The organism is Endozoicomonas sp. Z74 (assembly GCF_057680865.1).
In genome coordinates this window covers 23,781-38,235 of the sequence record NZ_JBLYZI010000054.1, presented here as the reverse complement: position 1 = coordinate 38,235, position 14,455 = coordinate 23,781, and the positions used below count along the sequence as shown (strand labels likewise).

General features: G+C 52.7%; 9 protein-coding genes. 1 reads left to right on the top strand and 8 read right to left on the bottom strand.

Annotation, left to right across the window (positions count from 1 at the left end):
* Positions 1-103: 103 nt before the first annotated feature.
* From ACNRUY_RS15680 to ACNRUY_RS15670, 3 genes are all read right to left on the bottom strand, one after another.
* Positions 104-1,084 carry an MBL fold metallo-hydrolase gene (locus ACNRUY_RS15680; RefSeq protein ID WP_488112587.1) on the bottom strand — a complete coding sequence of 327 codons (981 nt, stop codon included), beginning with the start codon at positions 1,082-1,084 and terminating at the stop codon, positions 104-106.
* Positions 1,085-1,265: 181 nt separating this feature from the next.
* Complete coding sequence (locus ACNRUY_RS15675; RefSeq protein ID WP_488112586.1) at positions 1,266-2,102, bottom strand: SDR family NAD(P)-dependent oxidoreductase; 837 nt, start codon at positions 2,100-2,102, stop codon at positions 1,266-1,268.
* Positions 2,103-2,126: 24 nt separating this feature from the next.
* The gene (locus tag ACNRUY_RS15670; RefSeq protein WP_488112585.1) at positions 2,127-2,879 is read right to left on the bottom strand and encodes an EthD domain-containing protein; all 753 of its coding nucleotides are present in this window, start codon (positions 2,877-2,879) and stop codon (positions 2,127-2,129) included.
* A gap of 197 nt (positions 2,880-3,076) precedes the next feature.
* Between ACNRUY_RS15670 and ACNRUY_RS15665 the strand changes: the two genes are divergently transcribed.
* Positions 3,077-3,667, top strand: a complete 591-nt coding sequence (locus ACNRUY_RS15665) for a TetR/AcrR family transcriptional regulator (RefSeq protein WP_488112584.1) — start codon at positions 3,077-3,079, stop codon at positions 3,665-3,667.
* 161 nt (positions 3,668-3,828) lie between these two features.
* Here ACNRUY_RS15665 and ACNRUY_RS15660 read toward each other — a convergent pair whose 3' ends face one another.
* The 5 genes from ACNRUY_RS15660 to rng all read right to left on the bottom strand — a co-directional run bounded on the left by ACNRUY_RS15660 (position 3,829) and on the right by rng (position 14,083).
* The gene (locus ACNRUY_RS15660; RefSeq protein WP_488112583.1) at positions 3,829-6,186 is read right to left on the bottom strand and encodes a DNRLRE domain-containing protein; all 2,358 of its coding nucleotides are present in this window, start codon (positions 6,184-6,186) and stop codon (positions 3,829-3,831) included.
* Positions 6,187-6,313: 127 nt separating this feature from the next.
* On the bottom strand, positions 6,314-6,928 hold the full coding sequence (locus ACNRUY_RS15655) for an Lcl C-terminal domain-containing protein (protein ID WP_488112582.1): 615 nt from the start codon (positions 6,926-6,928) through the stop codon (positions 6,314-6,316).
* Positions 6,925-8,490 carry an ethylbenzene dehydrogenase-related protein gene (locus ACNRUY_RS15650; protein ID WP_488112581.1) on the bottom strand — a complete coding sequence of 522 codons (1,566 nt, stop codon included), beginning with the start codon at positions 8,488-8,490 and terminating at the stop codon, positions 6,925-6,927. Before ACNRUY_RS15650 ends, ACNRUY_RS15655 begins: the two co-directional genes overlap by 4 nt.
* A 155-nt stretch (positions 8,491-8,645) precedes the next feature.
* Positions 8,646-12,593 carry a YhdP family protein gene (locus tag ACNRUY_RS15645; protein ID WP_488112580.1) on the bottom strand — a complete coding sequence of 1,316 codons (3,948 nt, stop codon included), beginning with the start codon at positions 12,591-12,593 and terminating at the stop codon, positions 8,646-8,648.
* Positions 12,593-14,083, bottom strand: a complete 1,491-nt coding sequence (gene rng / locus ACNRUY_RS15640; protein WP_488112579.1) for a ribonuclease G — start codon at positions 14,081-14,083, stop codon at positions 12,593-12,595. The genes ACNRUY_RS15645 and rng overlap by 1 nt, the downstream gene beginning before the upstream one ends.
* Between the last annotated feature and the right edge of the window lie 372 nt (positions 14,084-14,455).

Genomic DNA, 14,455 nt, shown 5'->3' with positions numbered 1-14,455 from the left:
AAGAACGCCAATGGAAACTCTGATAGATGGCAAAGAGATCTGGAAGGAAAAATTTGTAGCCTGAATTTGACCTGACAGACACCCTCTGAAAAATCGGTGACTGTCAGATCAGGTCTGAACTACTACAACTGATGTTATCAGCACCTTCCGCTCCCGGTGTCGACAACACATGAAATTCAACGCCACCCTGCTCAAAGTAAAGATCTTTCTCGGTCACTTCCATGGTTGGTATGACTCCACCGTATTCCATGCCCGGAATAGCGGGCGGCTCTTCTGGCAACCAGGGAAACACCACGCGATTGCGCTTGTGGTAATAGGTCTGCAACTCAGATAAAGACCGCTGTTTTTCCAGGTATTCCCTGTGGGCAACGATCTCAGTACCCTCTTCACGCCAAAAGCGCTCCCCCCCCATATGATCGAAGTGGGCGTGACTGAGAATAATGTGCGTTACTTTTTCCGGAGCGACTTCTTTCAATAGGCGCATCTGTTGCGGGGCCTGAATGATCAAGCCCGTATCAAATACCACATTGCCTTCTGAGGTTTTGATAAGGTGGGTATTCCCCACACCCATGGTCTGATAAACGTCAGCGGCAATATTGACCACTTCCACGGGGATTTTATGATAACCACCGGCCATGTCCTCTGGCATATTGGCCATTGCAACCTTACCAACCAGTTCAATGGCCTTCATATTCGCTTCTTTTTTCACCTGAGCCACCCCCCCTTTAATCCTGTCGGCAGCTGCTTCCATAAAGCTCTTTGAACGCTCCAGAGGGGTCGCATCAAATGACGGGGCCGCTGGCTGGCCAGTCAAACTGGAAACCGCCGTTGATTCAACCGGGGGATCACCATCCTGCAGAACCAGTACTACTATCACCAGTACTAGAATAATGTTCAGAAGGACCGGCTTGCTAAAACCGCTTTCTCGCTTGATGCCGTACACACACATGTTGCTCTCTCTCTGAACTGAGTTAGATAACGCCCTCAAAGGGCTTTTATTGCGCCCAAGGGCGCTGATCAGAATCCAGGCTCCAACCCTCACCCAAACCCTCTCCCAGAGGGAGAGGGCTTTCAATATTGGCACCGTCAACACCCTCTCCCTCTGGGAGAGGGCCGGGGTGAGGGAAAGCCATTAACCGTTCAGGGCGGAGTTAGCAGGATCAGCTACCGAAGCCTCGATCAAACCTATGGGAGTCTCCCCGGCATAGCCGGGGGTTTACCTAATGATTAATTAAGCCAGATGCTCCGCTTCCCGTGATCAGTCATCACCAGGCACCCCGTTTAACATGCAAGTCATCGCGCACTTTAGCACTGAGCAACCAGTGAATACGTCGCAACAACCTTGCATCCTTACCGGCACCATAACGGGCTTTCGGCTTAGGCGTTTCAAGGGCATGCCTGATCACTTCACTGACTTCACGAGCTTTTGTCGCCGTTTTTGCATTACGGGCTTGCTCTTCTACCGCGATTCGGATCTGCTGCTCGTAAGCTTTACAAACCTCTGGCTCCATTCCCTCCATCGCATCCATAATTTTGTTATGCATATCCGTATCAATCAGCCCCGGCTGTACCACGACCGTTTTGATATTGAAACGTTTAAACTCCACGCGCATCACATCCGACATAGCCTCCATAGCAAACTTCGACATGCTGTAAGCACCATACAGAGGTACCGCCAGGGTGCCGGCTCCGGAACTGATATTCACAATGCGGCTCGGCACTGTTTTCATATAGGGCAATAAGGTTTGGATTAAGAACAACGGCCCATAAGTGTTGACTCTGAATATACTCTCTACATTTTCTTCACTGGCGCTCTCCAGTGGTGAGATACAGGACATGGCCGCGTTATTAATCAATCCGATGGACTCTATTGGCGCCTTTTTTTTAATAAGCTCCCCCACCTTCTCTCCCAGGGAAAGCAAATCCTCCTGTTTTGTGATATCACAGGGCTGGTATTCAATATTGTTATAGGCCTCCAGGTCCGGACAGGTTTTCGACCTGGCACAAGCAAGAACGGTATAACCCGCCTCGGCCAACTGCCTGGCTGTTTCAAGCCCAATGCCAGACGATGCGCCGGTAACGACAACTAATTTGGTTTTCATCATTAAACTCCTTGTATATCTGACTTAATGCAATTCAGGTGTATCGTAATACTGTGGATAAACAGGCTCGTGGATTTTCGCCAAATCGCCCAAAGTGAAAAACACCTCAGAGGTAAACAGGACAGAATCATCGCGATCAACAAAACGCAGCTCATCCATCGTGGTCGGTTCAGCCAGCTCCATCAAAGTAGGAGAAGAGAAGAAGGTCTCGAGGGACGGGGTGCTCATCTCTGAAATACTGGTCACTTCGCGATAGGGTAAACTCAGGGTCCGGCATAAAGCCTGGCTGCCAACCTCATCAATATAGTTCTGGCAGTAACGCTCAATGCCACCACAATGCACCCCAAAACGACCGTGGTAATGGGTGTAGTAATCGCAATAGTCTGCCTGGGACATGTCGCCCCGACGCACCATCAAATAGTGAAGATTGACCGGTTGCGCAGCAGCTGGCCGATACACACGCTCATGCATCAATAAAGCCAAGGAGTCTTCTAAAACAACCGACTTACCTTCCAGCGATTGCACCAGGGCTTTTGTAACAGAGCCAAAAGCCAGGCCAGGAGCAGTGAGCACTTCAATAGTCAGATCCGGATGAGCATGAGGTGACGCCTTGTTATAAAGAGGGTCAAACTTTGGCGCGCGCATTAAGCGTACTGCCACCTGATTCTTCCGAGTCAATCCCAGTTCAGGGAATATTTCTGAGATCGAAGACTGAACAGCAGCCTCCAATTCAGCAACGTCACCCGCCGCTTTCAAAAAGATTAACGCCTTAGCCATAGAGCTCCCCCATCTTTTCGCACAAAAAACCAACAAACAACATGACTACCTACCGGTTGGTAGGTTATAATCCAGGTAATTCCGAGTCAACGCCAAAGAGGTAAAGAAATGAGAAGTTAGGTAGATTGGAGTAATGCTTCAGCACGGCCACACAGGTATAGTGCCGACCAGACCAACCCGATTAGAGATATACAAAGATGAGCCGCCCCCCTTCCAATCGACCGGAAGAAATCCTCAACGTAGCCGAAGACTGCTTCGCCACCCACGGTTTTGCAGGCACCACGTTGAACATCATTGCCGAGCAAGTGGGCATTCGCCGCCCGAGCTTACTGCATCACTTCCCAGATAAGGAAACGCTGTACCACAAGGTTCTGGAACGCCTCTATAAAGAACATACAGCCAATCTGCAGGCCATTGATCAGAAGTCTTTCTCCACCCCGAAAGCCAAGATCAGTGCACTGATTGACACCTTTATTCGTCATACTCTGGCGCACCCCAATTTTTTAAAGATCATGATGCACAATCTGGCAGGCGCTACCCCCGGTGACGGTTTTATTCAATTCAGCATAACCACCACTGAAATTTGGCAAAGAGCACTGAATGAATTAGCTGAAAGCAGCGGCAAACCGGTTAAGTTGTTCGACACGCTGGCGATTTTATCGGGCTCTATGGCATTTCTCTCTGCCATTTATGGTTCTGACCGTTTTGATGCCACGGAAGAATTAGAATACGAACGAGTAAGGTCTGTGATTCACCGCACACTGTCCGCATCAATCGATCTCGAGTAATACCGCTCGTTTACAAAGAGACAGGTGAACAAAAAGACTGTGGTCCTTCCAGCGCTTCAGTGTTCCTGCAGGGCATTTTGTCTGATCATGGGCCAGAGCAGCAGCACTTCATGTCCGGACTTCTTATGAAGTGACTGCTGTCTATTATTTCTCTACCTGACTCATCGGTACTTCACCTTGAGGACCGGCCCTCCACCCAGCTCCCGGGAACTGAAATCGAGTCCGTCATTGGTGCCATTGGAGACAATGACCAGGCCATGGTTTTCTGTTTCCATCCAGCGTTCCAGCACTCCGGATGCTGTCAGATCCACCTGGATAACGCCTTTCGAACCTGGGGAAAACGAGGCAAGCAGTTCACCATAACCGCCATTGCTGCCAGCGGTGGCCCAGGTAACCGAACTCTCCTGCCAGTCCCGGTTAACCCGAAATACCTGATAACTGCCGCCTGAGGGATTGGTTACATTCAGTTCCAGCAGGGCGGATTCAACCACTGCGGCGGATGGCAGTGCTGAGAGATTAAATTTCAACAGGGTCTGCAACTCACCAAAGGTTTTATCCTTGCCATCGGACAGCAAGCCATCAGAATGACCGTTAAAGTTATTGTCCGGCTGATTGCTGGCAATAAAACTGTCATCGCTGGTCACCAGAGATAACTCGGTAACATCGCAATTTTCCTGGGGCTTATAACTGACAATCAGGGTTGGGGCGTTCCCCGTCTCCCGTGAGTCAAAATCCACCCCGTCCGATGTTCCTCCGGAGGCCATGACCAGGCCATAATTCCCCTGACTGTCCCAGTGCTCAAGAATATTGCTGCCGGTCAGGTCAATGTTCACCATGCCTTTATCCTCAGGGGTGAAGCTGGCCAGCAGCTGACCTGCCTGATCCAGGCCTCCGGCGGAATTCCAGGAAACCATGCTCTCCTGCCAGCTCTCCACAGCCTGATGCAGCCGGTACTCGCCACTGGAGGGGTTGGAAACATCAATCGCCAGCTTGACCCCGACCACCTCCGAACACTGGGGAACCGGGCCAGTGTCAAACTTCATCAGAGACAGCAACTGCCCGTAGCTATTGTCTTTGCCATCCGCCAGAAGACCATCGTCGTGCCCGTTAAAATTATCATTGCCCTTGTTGCTGGCGATGAACGCATCCTCAGTAGCGGGCAGTTCCACAAACTGGATAGAACCATCACCGTTCAGGCTTTTAATAACAGAGAGCCCGGTAGCGGTTTGCACCAGATCCATGCTTTCCCCGACTTCGTTGGCCTGCCACCAGTTAACCCCTTCCGGCAGTCGCAGCGGATCGGCCTCCCGCTGCGCCCGGCTCAGGGTTGAGGCCGACGAATCAAACTGGGCAGTGCGCACATTCATCTGCCCCGCGGCCACCTGAATCACCTTGAATTGCTGAATACTGGCCAGGTCCAGTGTCCATGACTTGGGGTCATTGGCGGATCGTGCAACCGCCCCCCAGCTGCCTTCCCCAACATAAACCGTGCCCCCGGAAGCCGTGGCGGTAAAGCCACTTCCCTGGGGCACCAGCTCACGGGTCACCTTATTCATATGGCTGTCCGATTCCACCACAAGGTTCATGGCGTGGTCATAAAACAGCCGGGCCCACCAATCAAACAATTCCGTGTTTTCCGATTTACTGGAGTAATGGGGAAACATCGGCTTATGGTATTGAGTCATCCGCCATACCGCATCTTTCCCATGGTCAGCAAGATCACTGACCAGCCACTGGTTCATGGCCGATGCATAGCTGGACCAGCCACTGTCCTTAAACTGGCTGTTCAGGGTATAGACCCTCAATAAGGGAGACACCGTGATCCCGCTGTAGGTGTCATGGGGGTTGCAGTTGCCATTGCCATCAGCATCCACCCCAAACACTTTGCAGACCGTGGAATAATCGTCGTCTTCATGATTCCCGTGGGTGGGAATAAACGGATAAATTCGCTTATAGGCCTTACCGTCGATCTGGTCACTGGAATAAGTCAGCGCCCAGTCCTCCAGATACTGCTCCATCTGGGAGCGGTTATTGTCGTCGGTAAAATCCCCCCCATGGAGGATAAACAGGGGGCGAATCTTGGCGATCAGCTGATTGCCATTTCGCCGGTTGGTCCAGCCCGACCGGGTATCTCCACCGGCCACCATCACAAAACCGCTGTCGCCTTCCGGTGCCGTTCGAAACCAGAAACGGTCACCACAACCATCCTGATCACACACGCGGTAAAACACACTGGAGTCCGGCTTCAGGTTTTCAAGACGGACAAAAAAGCTGTTCAAAGAGCCATCAAAAACCCGGGAATACGTGGGTTCAAGGGAGGACCAGCCTGACTCGTCAGTACTGCTGCCATAAGTCACATAAGGCTGACTGCTGCTGCCATCGGGAGAAAAACCAATGACGGCACTCCGGCTGGGATCGCTGTCCCAGACCAGCCGGTGATATTGTGTCGCCGATAACGCCGATGGGCTGCTGGTTATCACCAGTGCCGTTATCCATATACGAAGCATCCATTTGTTCATGATCAAATCCATTGTCCGGGTTATTGAGGAAACCGGCAGAGCCATCACCCCTGACAGCGCTTCTGTATTCTGGCGGTTCTGCCAAAGCGGTTCCGTGATTAGCCATCATCACTATGAACTGCTGCTGTTAAGGGTTCGTTACAAGCCTTGCAAAAGCGGCATTACGATAAGGCAGCACCCTGGCCTGTCCATCCAGGAAGCTCAAAGCCCGGGCTCCCTCTCCCAGGTAGCGGTATATTGCAGGCAACGTCATGGAGTGTTCGGATGTCCAGTAATCGCCTTTGTGGGTATGGGGGAAAAAAGCGGTGTTAATTTTCGGGGTGCCTGGTGGTGCGGATGTATCCAGCAAGGACTGTAGCTCCACAACCGTCGGCAGGCGCCAGTTGCCATGACCGCACAGCCGCTCTTCATTGGTCCGGGTCAGGTGATCAAGAGTGTCGCAGCGGTTTCCGTCAAAAAAACAGTCGCCCCCCTCCGGCGTGCCCCTCTTGCCATCAAACCAGGAGTAGGACCAGTAGCTGTCATGAATCGTTTCCGAGTCGGTTTTCACCTCCCAGAGCAGCCCGGTTCTTTTATCCAGAACGCAACTCCATGGCCCCTGCCAGGACGCAACCGGTTGTCCCAGGTCGCTGATCTTCTGCCAGTGGCTATCCTGGGGAGAAGGCGTGTCAGGGGGACGGTTTGCCGAATAAACCATCAGGCCAGCCACCAGCAGCAGGAGAGCGGTTAACCGATGAATCATGACTCATCCTCCAGCTGCAACTGTATACCCTGATGATGTCGTGTATGACCCACCTGGGCATGATCAAAGGCCGCCACCCATAAACAAACCCCGGACGTTATGGCAAGGTCACGACGGGATCGGGTATCCAGCTTTCGCACCAGCTCCAGTGACCAATGGCCGTCCTGCCAGCGCCCAAAAGCCCGCACATCTCCACGATCTCCTTCAAAACGGTTGGAACGGTACAGGACGGAAGGCATTCGCGTACCCACGGGAAAGTGATCTTCTGTTTTCCCGTAAGCCTGATAATCAAACCAGGAATGGAGCCAGTTCAGCGAACGGTCACTTCCATGAAATGCAGTGAGCATTCCATCGTCCAGGGGCAGTCGCTTGGGAACAACCGTCCTGGGTGAGTACCACTGCCAGTTCATCACATAACCACCGGACTCTTTGCCGTCGGACTGATAGCCTGCGGTGTAACGTCTCTGACCCGGACGGACCGACAGGGGGGCCGCAATAAAGCTGTCTTCCGCCTGGATCATGTTATTGGTTCGCACCGCTTTCCAGTGCCACAAATCCCTCAACTGTCCATCAGTGGCATAGTGGTATCCCTTGCCATGCCAATTGGCCGGTTTATCCCCCAGAGGCTTTGGCCCAAGATGGGCGGTGTTATCGGCCGCCGGTTTACAGCTTTGCGATACCATAATCGCCAGTTTGTCTTCATAAAGGCTGGTTTCATTAAAGCGATCAAAACCCTCCCCCTGCACTTTCCAGCCTGCCACGGTTTTTTCCAGGGGCAAATGCTCCAGGCTTTCCGTAGGGTCTTCCCAGCGAATGTAAAAATAGATTTCCTGTTGATTATGCAACGCCTTGATCGTTACCCGGCTCCGACCATTGACAAAGCCTTCTCCGCCATAAGTATCCACCTCCAGAGCTTTGGCCTGGCTCCAGACGGATTCAAGGTCCTGACCATCAATGGTGATGAATTGCTCAACCGGGATCGATTTGATGTTCAGCTCATGAACCGGGTCCTTCATTAAAAACAACTGGGAAGCAATCAACAGTAGAAAAAAAAGAACGACCACTGCCTGTTTTTTTATTCCCGATGCGGCCGGGCACAGGATTCGATAAATACTCGAAGCACCGTATTGAATAAAATACACAGCCCCGTGTAACAAAAGGTAGAGGAGAATTCCCATGGCCAGGTAATAGTGCAGGTCAGCAACCCTGAAGCCGCTGGTTCTGTCCAGCAGCATCAACCAACCGGAGACGATGATGGCTAGCAACAGGGCATAACCATACCAGGTCACACCACGATGAAACTTGCCCGGAACATAACGGGCAGAGGAGGCTCTCTTTTTGCGCCTCAACATCAGGAAAACAAGATAAGCCAGGGCGACCGTGGTAAACAGGAGTCCGGAATAAAAATGAACCCTGTGCACATTTCCCTGGGGAAGCAATGAGGAAAAAAACAGCCATTCCGGTTTTGTCACGGAAGCAATCCGTAGCCCCGTTAACAAACTGGTCATAATACAGAGAATGGCCAGGCTGTGAAGCATGACCCAGATAAACGGCTTCCTCATTGGAATCCCTGATCCATGGTTGTTTATTTTTCTACGCAGTCATCATTCCATTTCAACAGGATAACTGCAGGCCCGGCGTCACCGGTGAGTCCTAATATAGAGACCCATTATGAAGAAAATAAGTCAATGATCAGGCAAGCCAAACCGGACGGAGTTCACTTTTTTTCGCCCGGCTTGCTTTTTTCAGGTTGATTGGCAAAAAGCTGATCCAGAGTGATTTCCGGATCATCGAAGGAACCTTTTATCTTGTAGCGGATGCTGGCCAGCTGATCCACCTGCTTACCCACCAGCTTATCGGCAATGTAAATGATCCCGGCGACCTGGGGCGCCGTTCCCAGCAAGACACTCAGGATCGGCAGATTAGAGGACACCGGAAGTGTCACCACCATACTGAGATCCAGCTGTTGTTTATTCCCGTCAATGGTGCCATCAATTTTAAAGTTCGAAGAAGGGCCTTCGATCACGATGGGAGAATCAAAGGTAATCACTCCCCGGGTAAAGCGCAGGCTTCCCTTGATCTCATCAAAACTGATTCCCTTAGCGTACAGGTCCGAAAAATCCAGCTGCAACCTTCGGCTCAGAGCCTCAGTATTGAGAATACCGAACAGCTTAAGGGCACCGGAACTCCCTTCCAGTTTCTTCAACCGGCCTTTCTTCAGGTTCAGGTCAATACGGCCCTTCATTTCCCTGAAGCGCGCCCCCAGTGGTGAGCCCTGCCAGTTCAGGTTGGCATCAAAACGGCTTTCCTTTGCCTCCATAAAACCGGGAATACCCAGAGCGTCCTGAAGTCGATCGATGCTGTTGCCCTCCAGCTTCCCCTGAAACCAGCTGCGCTGCTCAGAGTCCACCTGAACCCAGTCCGCAAAACCGGTCAGCGCCATCCCCTGCAACTGACTGCTGAACTGATCAATTCGGGCCCCGTTCTCTTCATGCCTGAGCTGAAAAGCGATAGACCCCGGATCCCGGTTACCAATCCGGATCTCCCGGATCAGAACATCCAGATCCGGCAGCCGTGACGGATCCACATCACCCAGCAAATCAGATGGCTCCTCTTCCGAAGACTTTTCCTCCGACTCCGGAAGTGACAGCCTGGCAATATCCACCCGATAGGGCTGACCCGCCCCCTTCGGAATCCAGAGGCTTCCAGCCAGTTCAGCGCTGTCGACACTCAACTTCACTGCCTGCTGGCCAGGCTCCCCTCCTTTGTGTGGCTCTGTATCCTGCTCACTCTTCAGGGAAACCGTAACATCACGCCATTGATTTTCACCAAACTTCAGGCGGCTGATCAGCAGATTTCTCACCTCAAGACGGCTGGCCAGACTCTGCTCATCGGGTCTGGCGGGCTGTCCCTCGAATCGCTGTTTCCAGGGTTCTATATCCAACTCTGGCAAGCTCCCGGTCACCACAAACTGATTTCCGGCGGCCTTTGCCAGGACAGCCCCCGGTCCCAGGGCCAGACTTCCCGAACCCATGGAGAAATCCGGATTCATATCCACCCTGATACGCCCAAGATCACCCAGCACCGCAGAGAGTTCATGCTGATCTTTTCGGGTTGTCAGGGTCAACGTTAAGGGGAGGCTGCTGGCAGAAGACTTATCAAGGGGCGGAGGCAACTGGAACTCAACCCCTTGCAACTGAGAACGAACCTGAAGTTCCGTGATTCCCTGGTCCGGCCGGATCCACAGCTGACTGTTATAGCCAGTACGACCTTCCAGCAAGCTGAGCCAGTCCAGATTCAGCCAGTCCTGCAAATCCGCAACATCCAGCTCTCCCGACCAGCTGATCTGGACGGCGTCGGGCTTACCCTGGTCGATTGCAGACTGGATCTGGAACTCCGTTTTCTGGCCCATGAACTCCCCTGCCAGAGACTGGGCATTCAACCCCTTCTTGCTGGAAAAGGACAGCGCACCAGTAATGTCCGCCACATCCACTTTTCTTTCCGGGACAGCAAACCGGAAACCCTCCAGGGCCGCCTTGAAATCCACGGTAAACGCATCCAACCGCTCAAGAGGAAGCGACAACTTTAAATCGCCCTGAAAATCACCCTCCAGCTCCCATAGTTTTGCTTCTCCCTGGAGCATTTCATCAATGGGCGTCCGGGTCAGGAAATACCGGGCGGTACCTCCATCCGCCACCAGCCTGGTGCGGAGATAAACCACCGGGTCATCATCCAGGGTTACCCTTGCGCTGACCCCGGTCAGCTGTCCTCCAGCAGAACGGGCCTGGTCACCCAACACCTCAACCCGGTCATCATTAACAAAAACCTGTCCGGAAAGATCCGTCACGGCAGGCCATTCGGGCGAATAATCAAGTTCAGCCCCGGTGACATCAAAAAACAGCCCCCACCGGGAGTCTTCTGGAAGTTTTCCGTTGACCAGGGCACCGTTATAAATAAACCCGCCTTCATGGATAGCAGCGCCACGAATCGCACTATCCAGCCACTGCGTCAGTTGTGAATCCATTGGCAGGCCCACCGGCAGATACTTTCCGGTATAACGGGCATCCCCGTTGCTCATGCCCACCGTCAGCGCCATATCCAGGGTGTCATCCTCTCCCCAGTCCAGAGGAATATCCAGGCGCAGCCTGCCCTTCAGATCCCCTTCAGGGCCACTGAGTGCAAGATCATCGGATTTGAGAATATAGGTGTCGTCGACCACATCCCAGTAAAGCCTGGCTTTGGCCGTGTCGTATTGCCAGGTTTCCCGGAACAACTCTGGAAAACCGAGGCGGAAGTTTTCGGTATCCAGATCCAGGTAGCCTTTAAGCAGCCCCATCCTTACCGAACCACTGACATTGCCTCCCGAGGGAGCCCCTTCCCAGGCATCCACAGAAACGTTATTCAGCTGGGCACTCAAATCAAAGTCAAAGGGCTTGCGGGAAGGGTAAAAGCGCGCCGCCAAGTCGTTCAGTTCACCGGATGGATTCAGGGTTCGAACCAGTTCACTCACGCCTTCCGGAAGCACTGCGGTATCCAGTACCCATCGCTTGAGTTGGGTCAGGTCCAGGTTTTCGGTGGCAACCGTAACGCTGTATTCAGACCCTGGCTCCCCCGACTTACCACCAGACAGGTACCAATCGCTCTGCCACCGGTAAAAAACACCATTACTCAGCGCATTTTCCAACGTCAGCTGGCTGAGCCAGATCTGCCATTGGGACTCCCGAATGCCCTGCATAAACAGCTGCGTTTCTCCGGACAATCGATTCCAGCGGCCGTCAGGGTCACGATAAGACACCCGGGGAGAAGCCAGACGCCCTGCCAGCTGCCAGCGATTGCTCCGGAAATTCCAGCGAACGTCCATCTCCAGCAAGGCTTCGTCCACATCATCGTGGCACCCGGACCAGAGCGCACACAGCTGTTCTGAATTCAATTGACTGGCACGGGCAACACCTGCCCAGTCCGTATTCCAACGATCCAGTCGCTCCCCCTGACCTTCCACTTCAAGGAAACCCTCTTCTCCCACCTCCAGCCGGGCAGCCAGTTTTTTCTGGCCTTCAGCACTGGCAAGGAACAGCTCACGAACCCGGATCTGACTGGACTCACCACTGGTTTTTCTCAGTGTCAGACTGATATCACGGATATCCAGGTGTTCCTGAAGATCGAGCCACTTGAGCAGCCGGTTACGCTCCCGGTTTTTTTCATGACGGTTTTCATTCAGAACAGAGGAACCGGCAATTCCCCGGATCCCGGACAGGTTCCACTTGACCCCATCCACCTGATCCAGGTTGAGTGCCACACCATTGATCTGAAGGGAATTGAAAACCGGCATCCACTTAAACAGAGAATCCCGTAGATCCAGCTCCATATCCAGCCGGTCAATACGAAACCCGGGTATATCGGCCCTATTGTCTTCAGGAGAAAGGCCTTTAAGGGAGAGGCCTTTCAGTGACAGAGAGGGCTCCCCCCCCTGCCATTGTGACTGTATCTCGTCTACCTGGAGCTGCGCCTGAAGTTTTTCACTGAGAATTCTGGAAACATAAGGCTGGAGCAGGGGCAGGGTCGAAAACAACAAACGACACAAGCCCACTAAGACAACCAGCAGAAACAGCCCCGAAATCAGAAGCCTCCAGCTCCATTTCATCAGCTGCTGTACCACTGGATTCATCAGACAAGAACCACATCAAACTGTTCCTGGCTGTAGATTGGTTCCACCTGGAACCGAATCGGCTTCTGGATGAACTCTTCCAGATCCGCTACATTACTGGACTCCTCATCCAGCAGCCGGTCAATCACTGGCTCAGAAGCCAGAACCATATAACTGTCACCGTCGTAGGCCCTGACGGCCCTTAAAATCTCCCGGAAAATTTCATAACAGATGGTTTCTGCGGTTTTCAGCGTGCCACGGCCCTCACAGGTGGGACAGGCCTCACACAACACATTCTCAAGGGATTCCCGGGTTCGCTTGCGGGTCATTTCCACCAGCCCAAGCTCACTGACACCGGTAAAGTTGGTTTTGGCATGATCCTTTTCCATGGATTTTTCAAAAGCCCTCTGAACCTGGCGCTGGTGTTCGGTATCCTCCATATCGATAAAATCAATAATGATGATGCCCCCAAGGTTACGCAGGCGTAACTGCCTGGCAATGGCTACCGCCGCTTCCAGGTTGGTTTTGAAAATGGTCTCTTCAAGGTTTCGATGCCCGACAAACGCGCCAGTATTCACATCAATAGTGGTCATGGCTTCGGTCTGATCAATGATCAGGTAGCCACCGGACTTGAGTTGCACCTTGCGGCTGAGCGCCTTGTTGATTTCATCTTCAACACCGAACAGGTCAAAAATAGGCCGCTCGCCCGGATAGTACTCTACCCGGCCATCCACCTGGGGGACCAGTTTACGGACAAACTTGAAGACTTTCTGGAAGGTTTCCCGTGAATCAATGCGGATTTTTTCGATGTTGGGGTTCACCAGGTCCCGCATGGTCCGCAGGTGCAGTGGCAGGTCTTCATAGACATTGGCAGGGGCTTTACTCTCCTTGATATTCTCTTCAATGGTTTCCCATAACCGCTGAAGAAACAGAATATCTGCCTGGATTTCATCACCACCAATGCCTTCTGCAGCCGTTCGGAGAATAAAGCCCCCGGACTGCCCTTTCCCCTCGTCGCCCTCACCGCTGTCTCTGCCCAGGCAGGACTCCACCAGCTGGCGCAGGCGTTCCCGCTCTTCTACGTCCTCGATCCTTAAAGAGATACCCACATGGTTGTTTCTGGGCATATGCACCAGATAACGGGCAGGAATGGAAATATGAGTGGTCAGCCTGGCCCCTTTGGTGCCCAGAGGATCTTTGGTGACCTGAACCACCAGAGACTGCCCCTCATGGACCAGCTCATAAATAGGGCGTTCCTGTGAATCCTCCCCTCCCTTTTCCTGGCGGGGAGCTATTTCACTGGCATGAATAAAGGCCGCACGCTCCAGTCCAATATCGACAAAGGCAGCCTGCATTCCCGGCAGTACCCGAACCACCTTGCCTTTATAGATATTACCGACAATCCCCCGGCTGCGAGCCCTCTCTATATATATTTCCTGAAGTACCCCGTTCTCAACCAGCGCCACCCGAGATTCCATGGGCGTGATGTTCATCAGAATTTCTTCGCTCATCCCCGTCCCTCAATTCCTTTAATGCATTGACCGATATCGCCGAACCAGGCAGCAATAGAGGTCAATACACTTCCCCGTTCCTCACCCTGAGGAGACAGGGAAGGTACGATTAAGTCCTGCGGCACTCTGGCCTGCCAGGGCGAATCAGAATCGAGAAAACCTTTTGCAGGCAGGTCGGGACCTGTCAAAAAAGGCTGACGAAGAGTCTGGTTCGCCCTGGAGGCCCCGAAGGGCAAACTAAACAGCCCGCATCTACTGTGTTGAAGCTCTTGTTAAGGGCTACGGCCATTAACTGCAAACTTCGCCTTGTATCTGCAGGCTGTTTAGCTTGCAGAGCACGCACAGGACTTAACCGCACCTTCCCTAAAGTGT

Coding starts and splice junctions, on each gene's coding strand:
- ACNRUY_RS15650 (WP_488112581.1), bottom strand. CDS start 8,490: ATGAGGAAGCCGTTTATCTGGGTCATGCTTCACAGCCTGGCCATTCTC.
- ACNRUY_RS15655 (WP_488112582.1), bottom strand. CDS start 6,928: ATGATTCATCGGTTAACCGCTCTCCTGCTGCTGGTGGCTGGCCTGATG.
- ACNRUY_RS15665 (WP_488112584.1), top strand. CDS start 3,077: ATGAGCCGCCCCCCTTCCAATCGACCGGAAGAAATCCTCAACGTAGCC.
- ACNRUY_RS15675 (WP_488112586.1), bottom strand. CDS start 2,102: ATGAAAACCAAATTAGTTGTCGTTACCGGCGCATCGTCTGGCATTGGG.
- ACNRUY_RS15670 (WP_488112585.1), bottom strand. CDS start 2,879: ATGGCTAAGGCGTTAATCTTTTTGAAAGCGGCGGGTGACGTTGCTGAA.
- ACNRUY_RS15660 (WP_488112583.1), bottom strand. CDS start 6,186: ATGAACAAATGGATGCTTCGTATATGGATAACGGCACTGGTGATAACC.
- rng (WP_488112579.1), bottom strand. CDS start 14,083: ATGAGCGAAGAAATTCTGATGAACATCACGCCCATGGAATCTCGGGTG.
- ACNRUY_RS15645 (WP_488112580.1), bottom strand. CDS start 12,593: ATGAATCCAGTGGTACAGCAGCTGATGAAATGGAGCTGGAGGCTTCTG.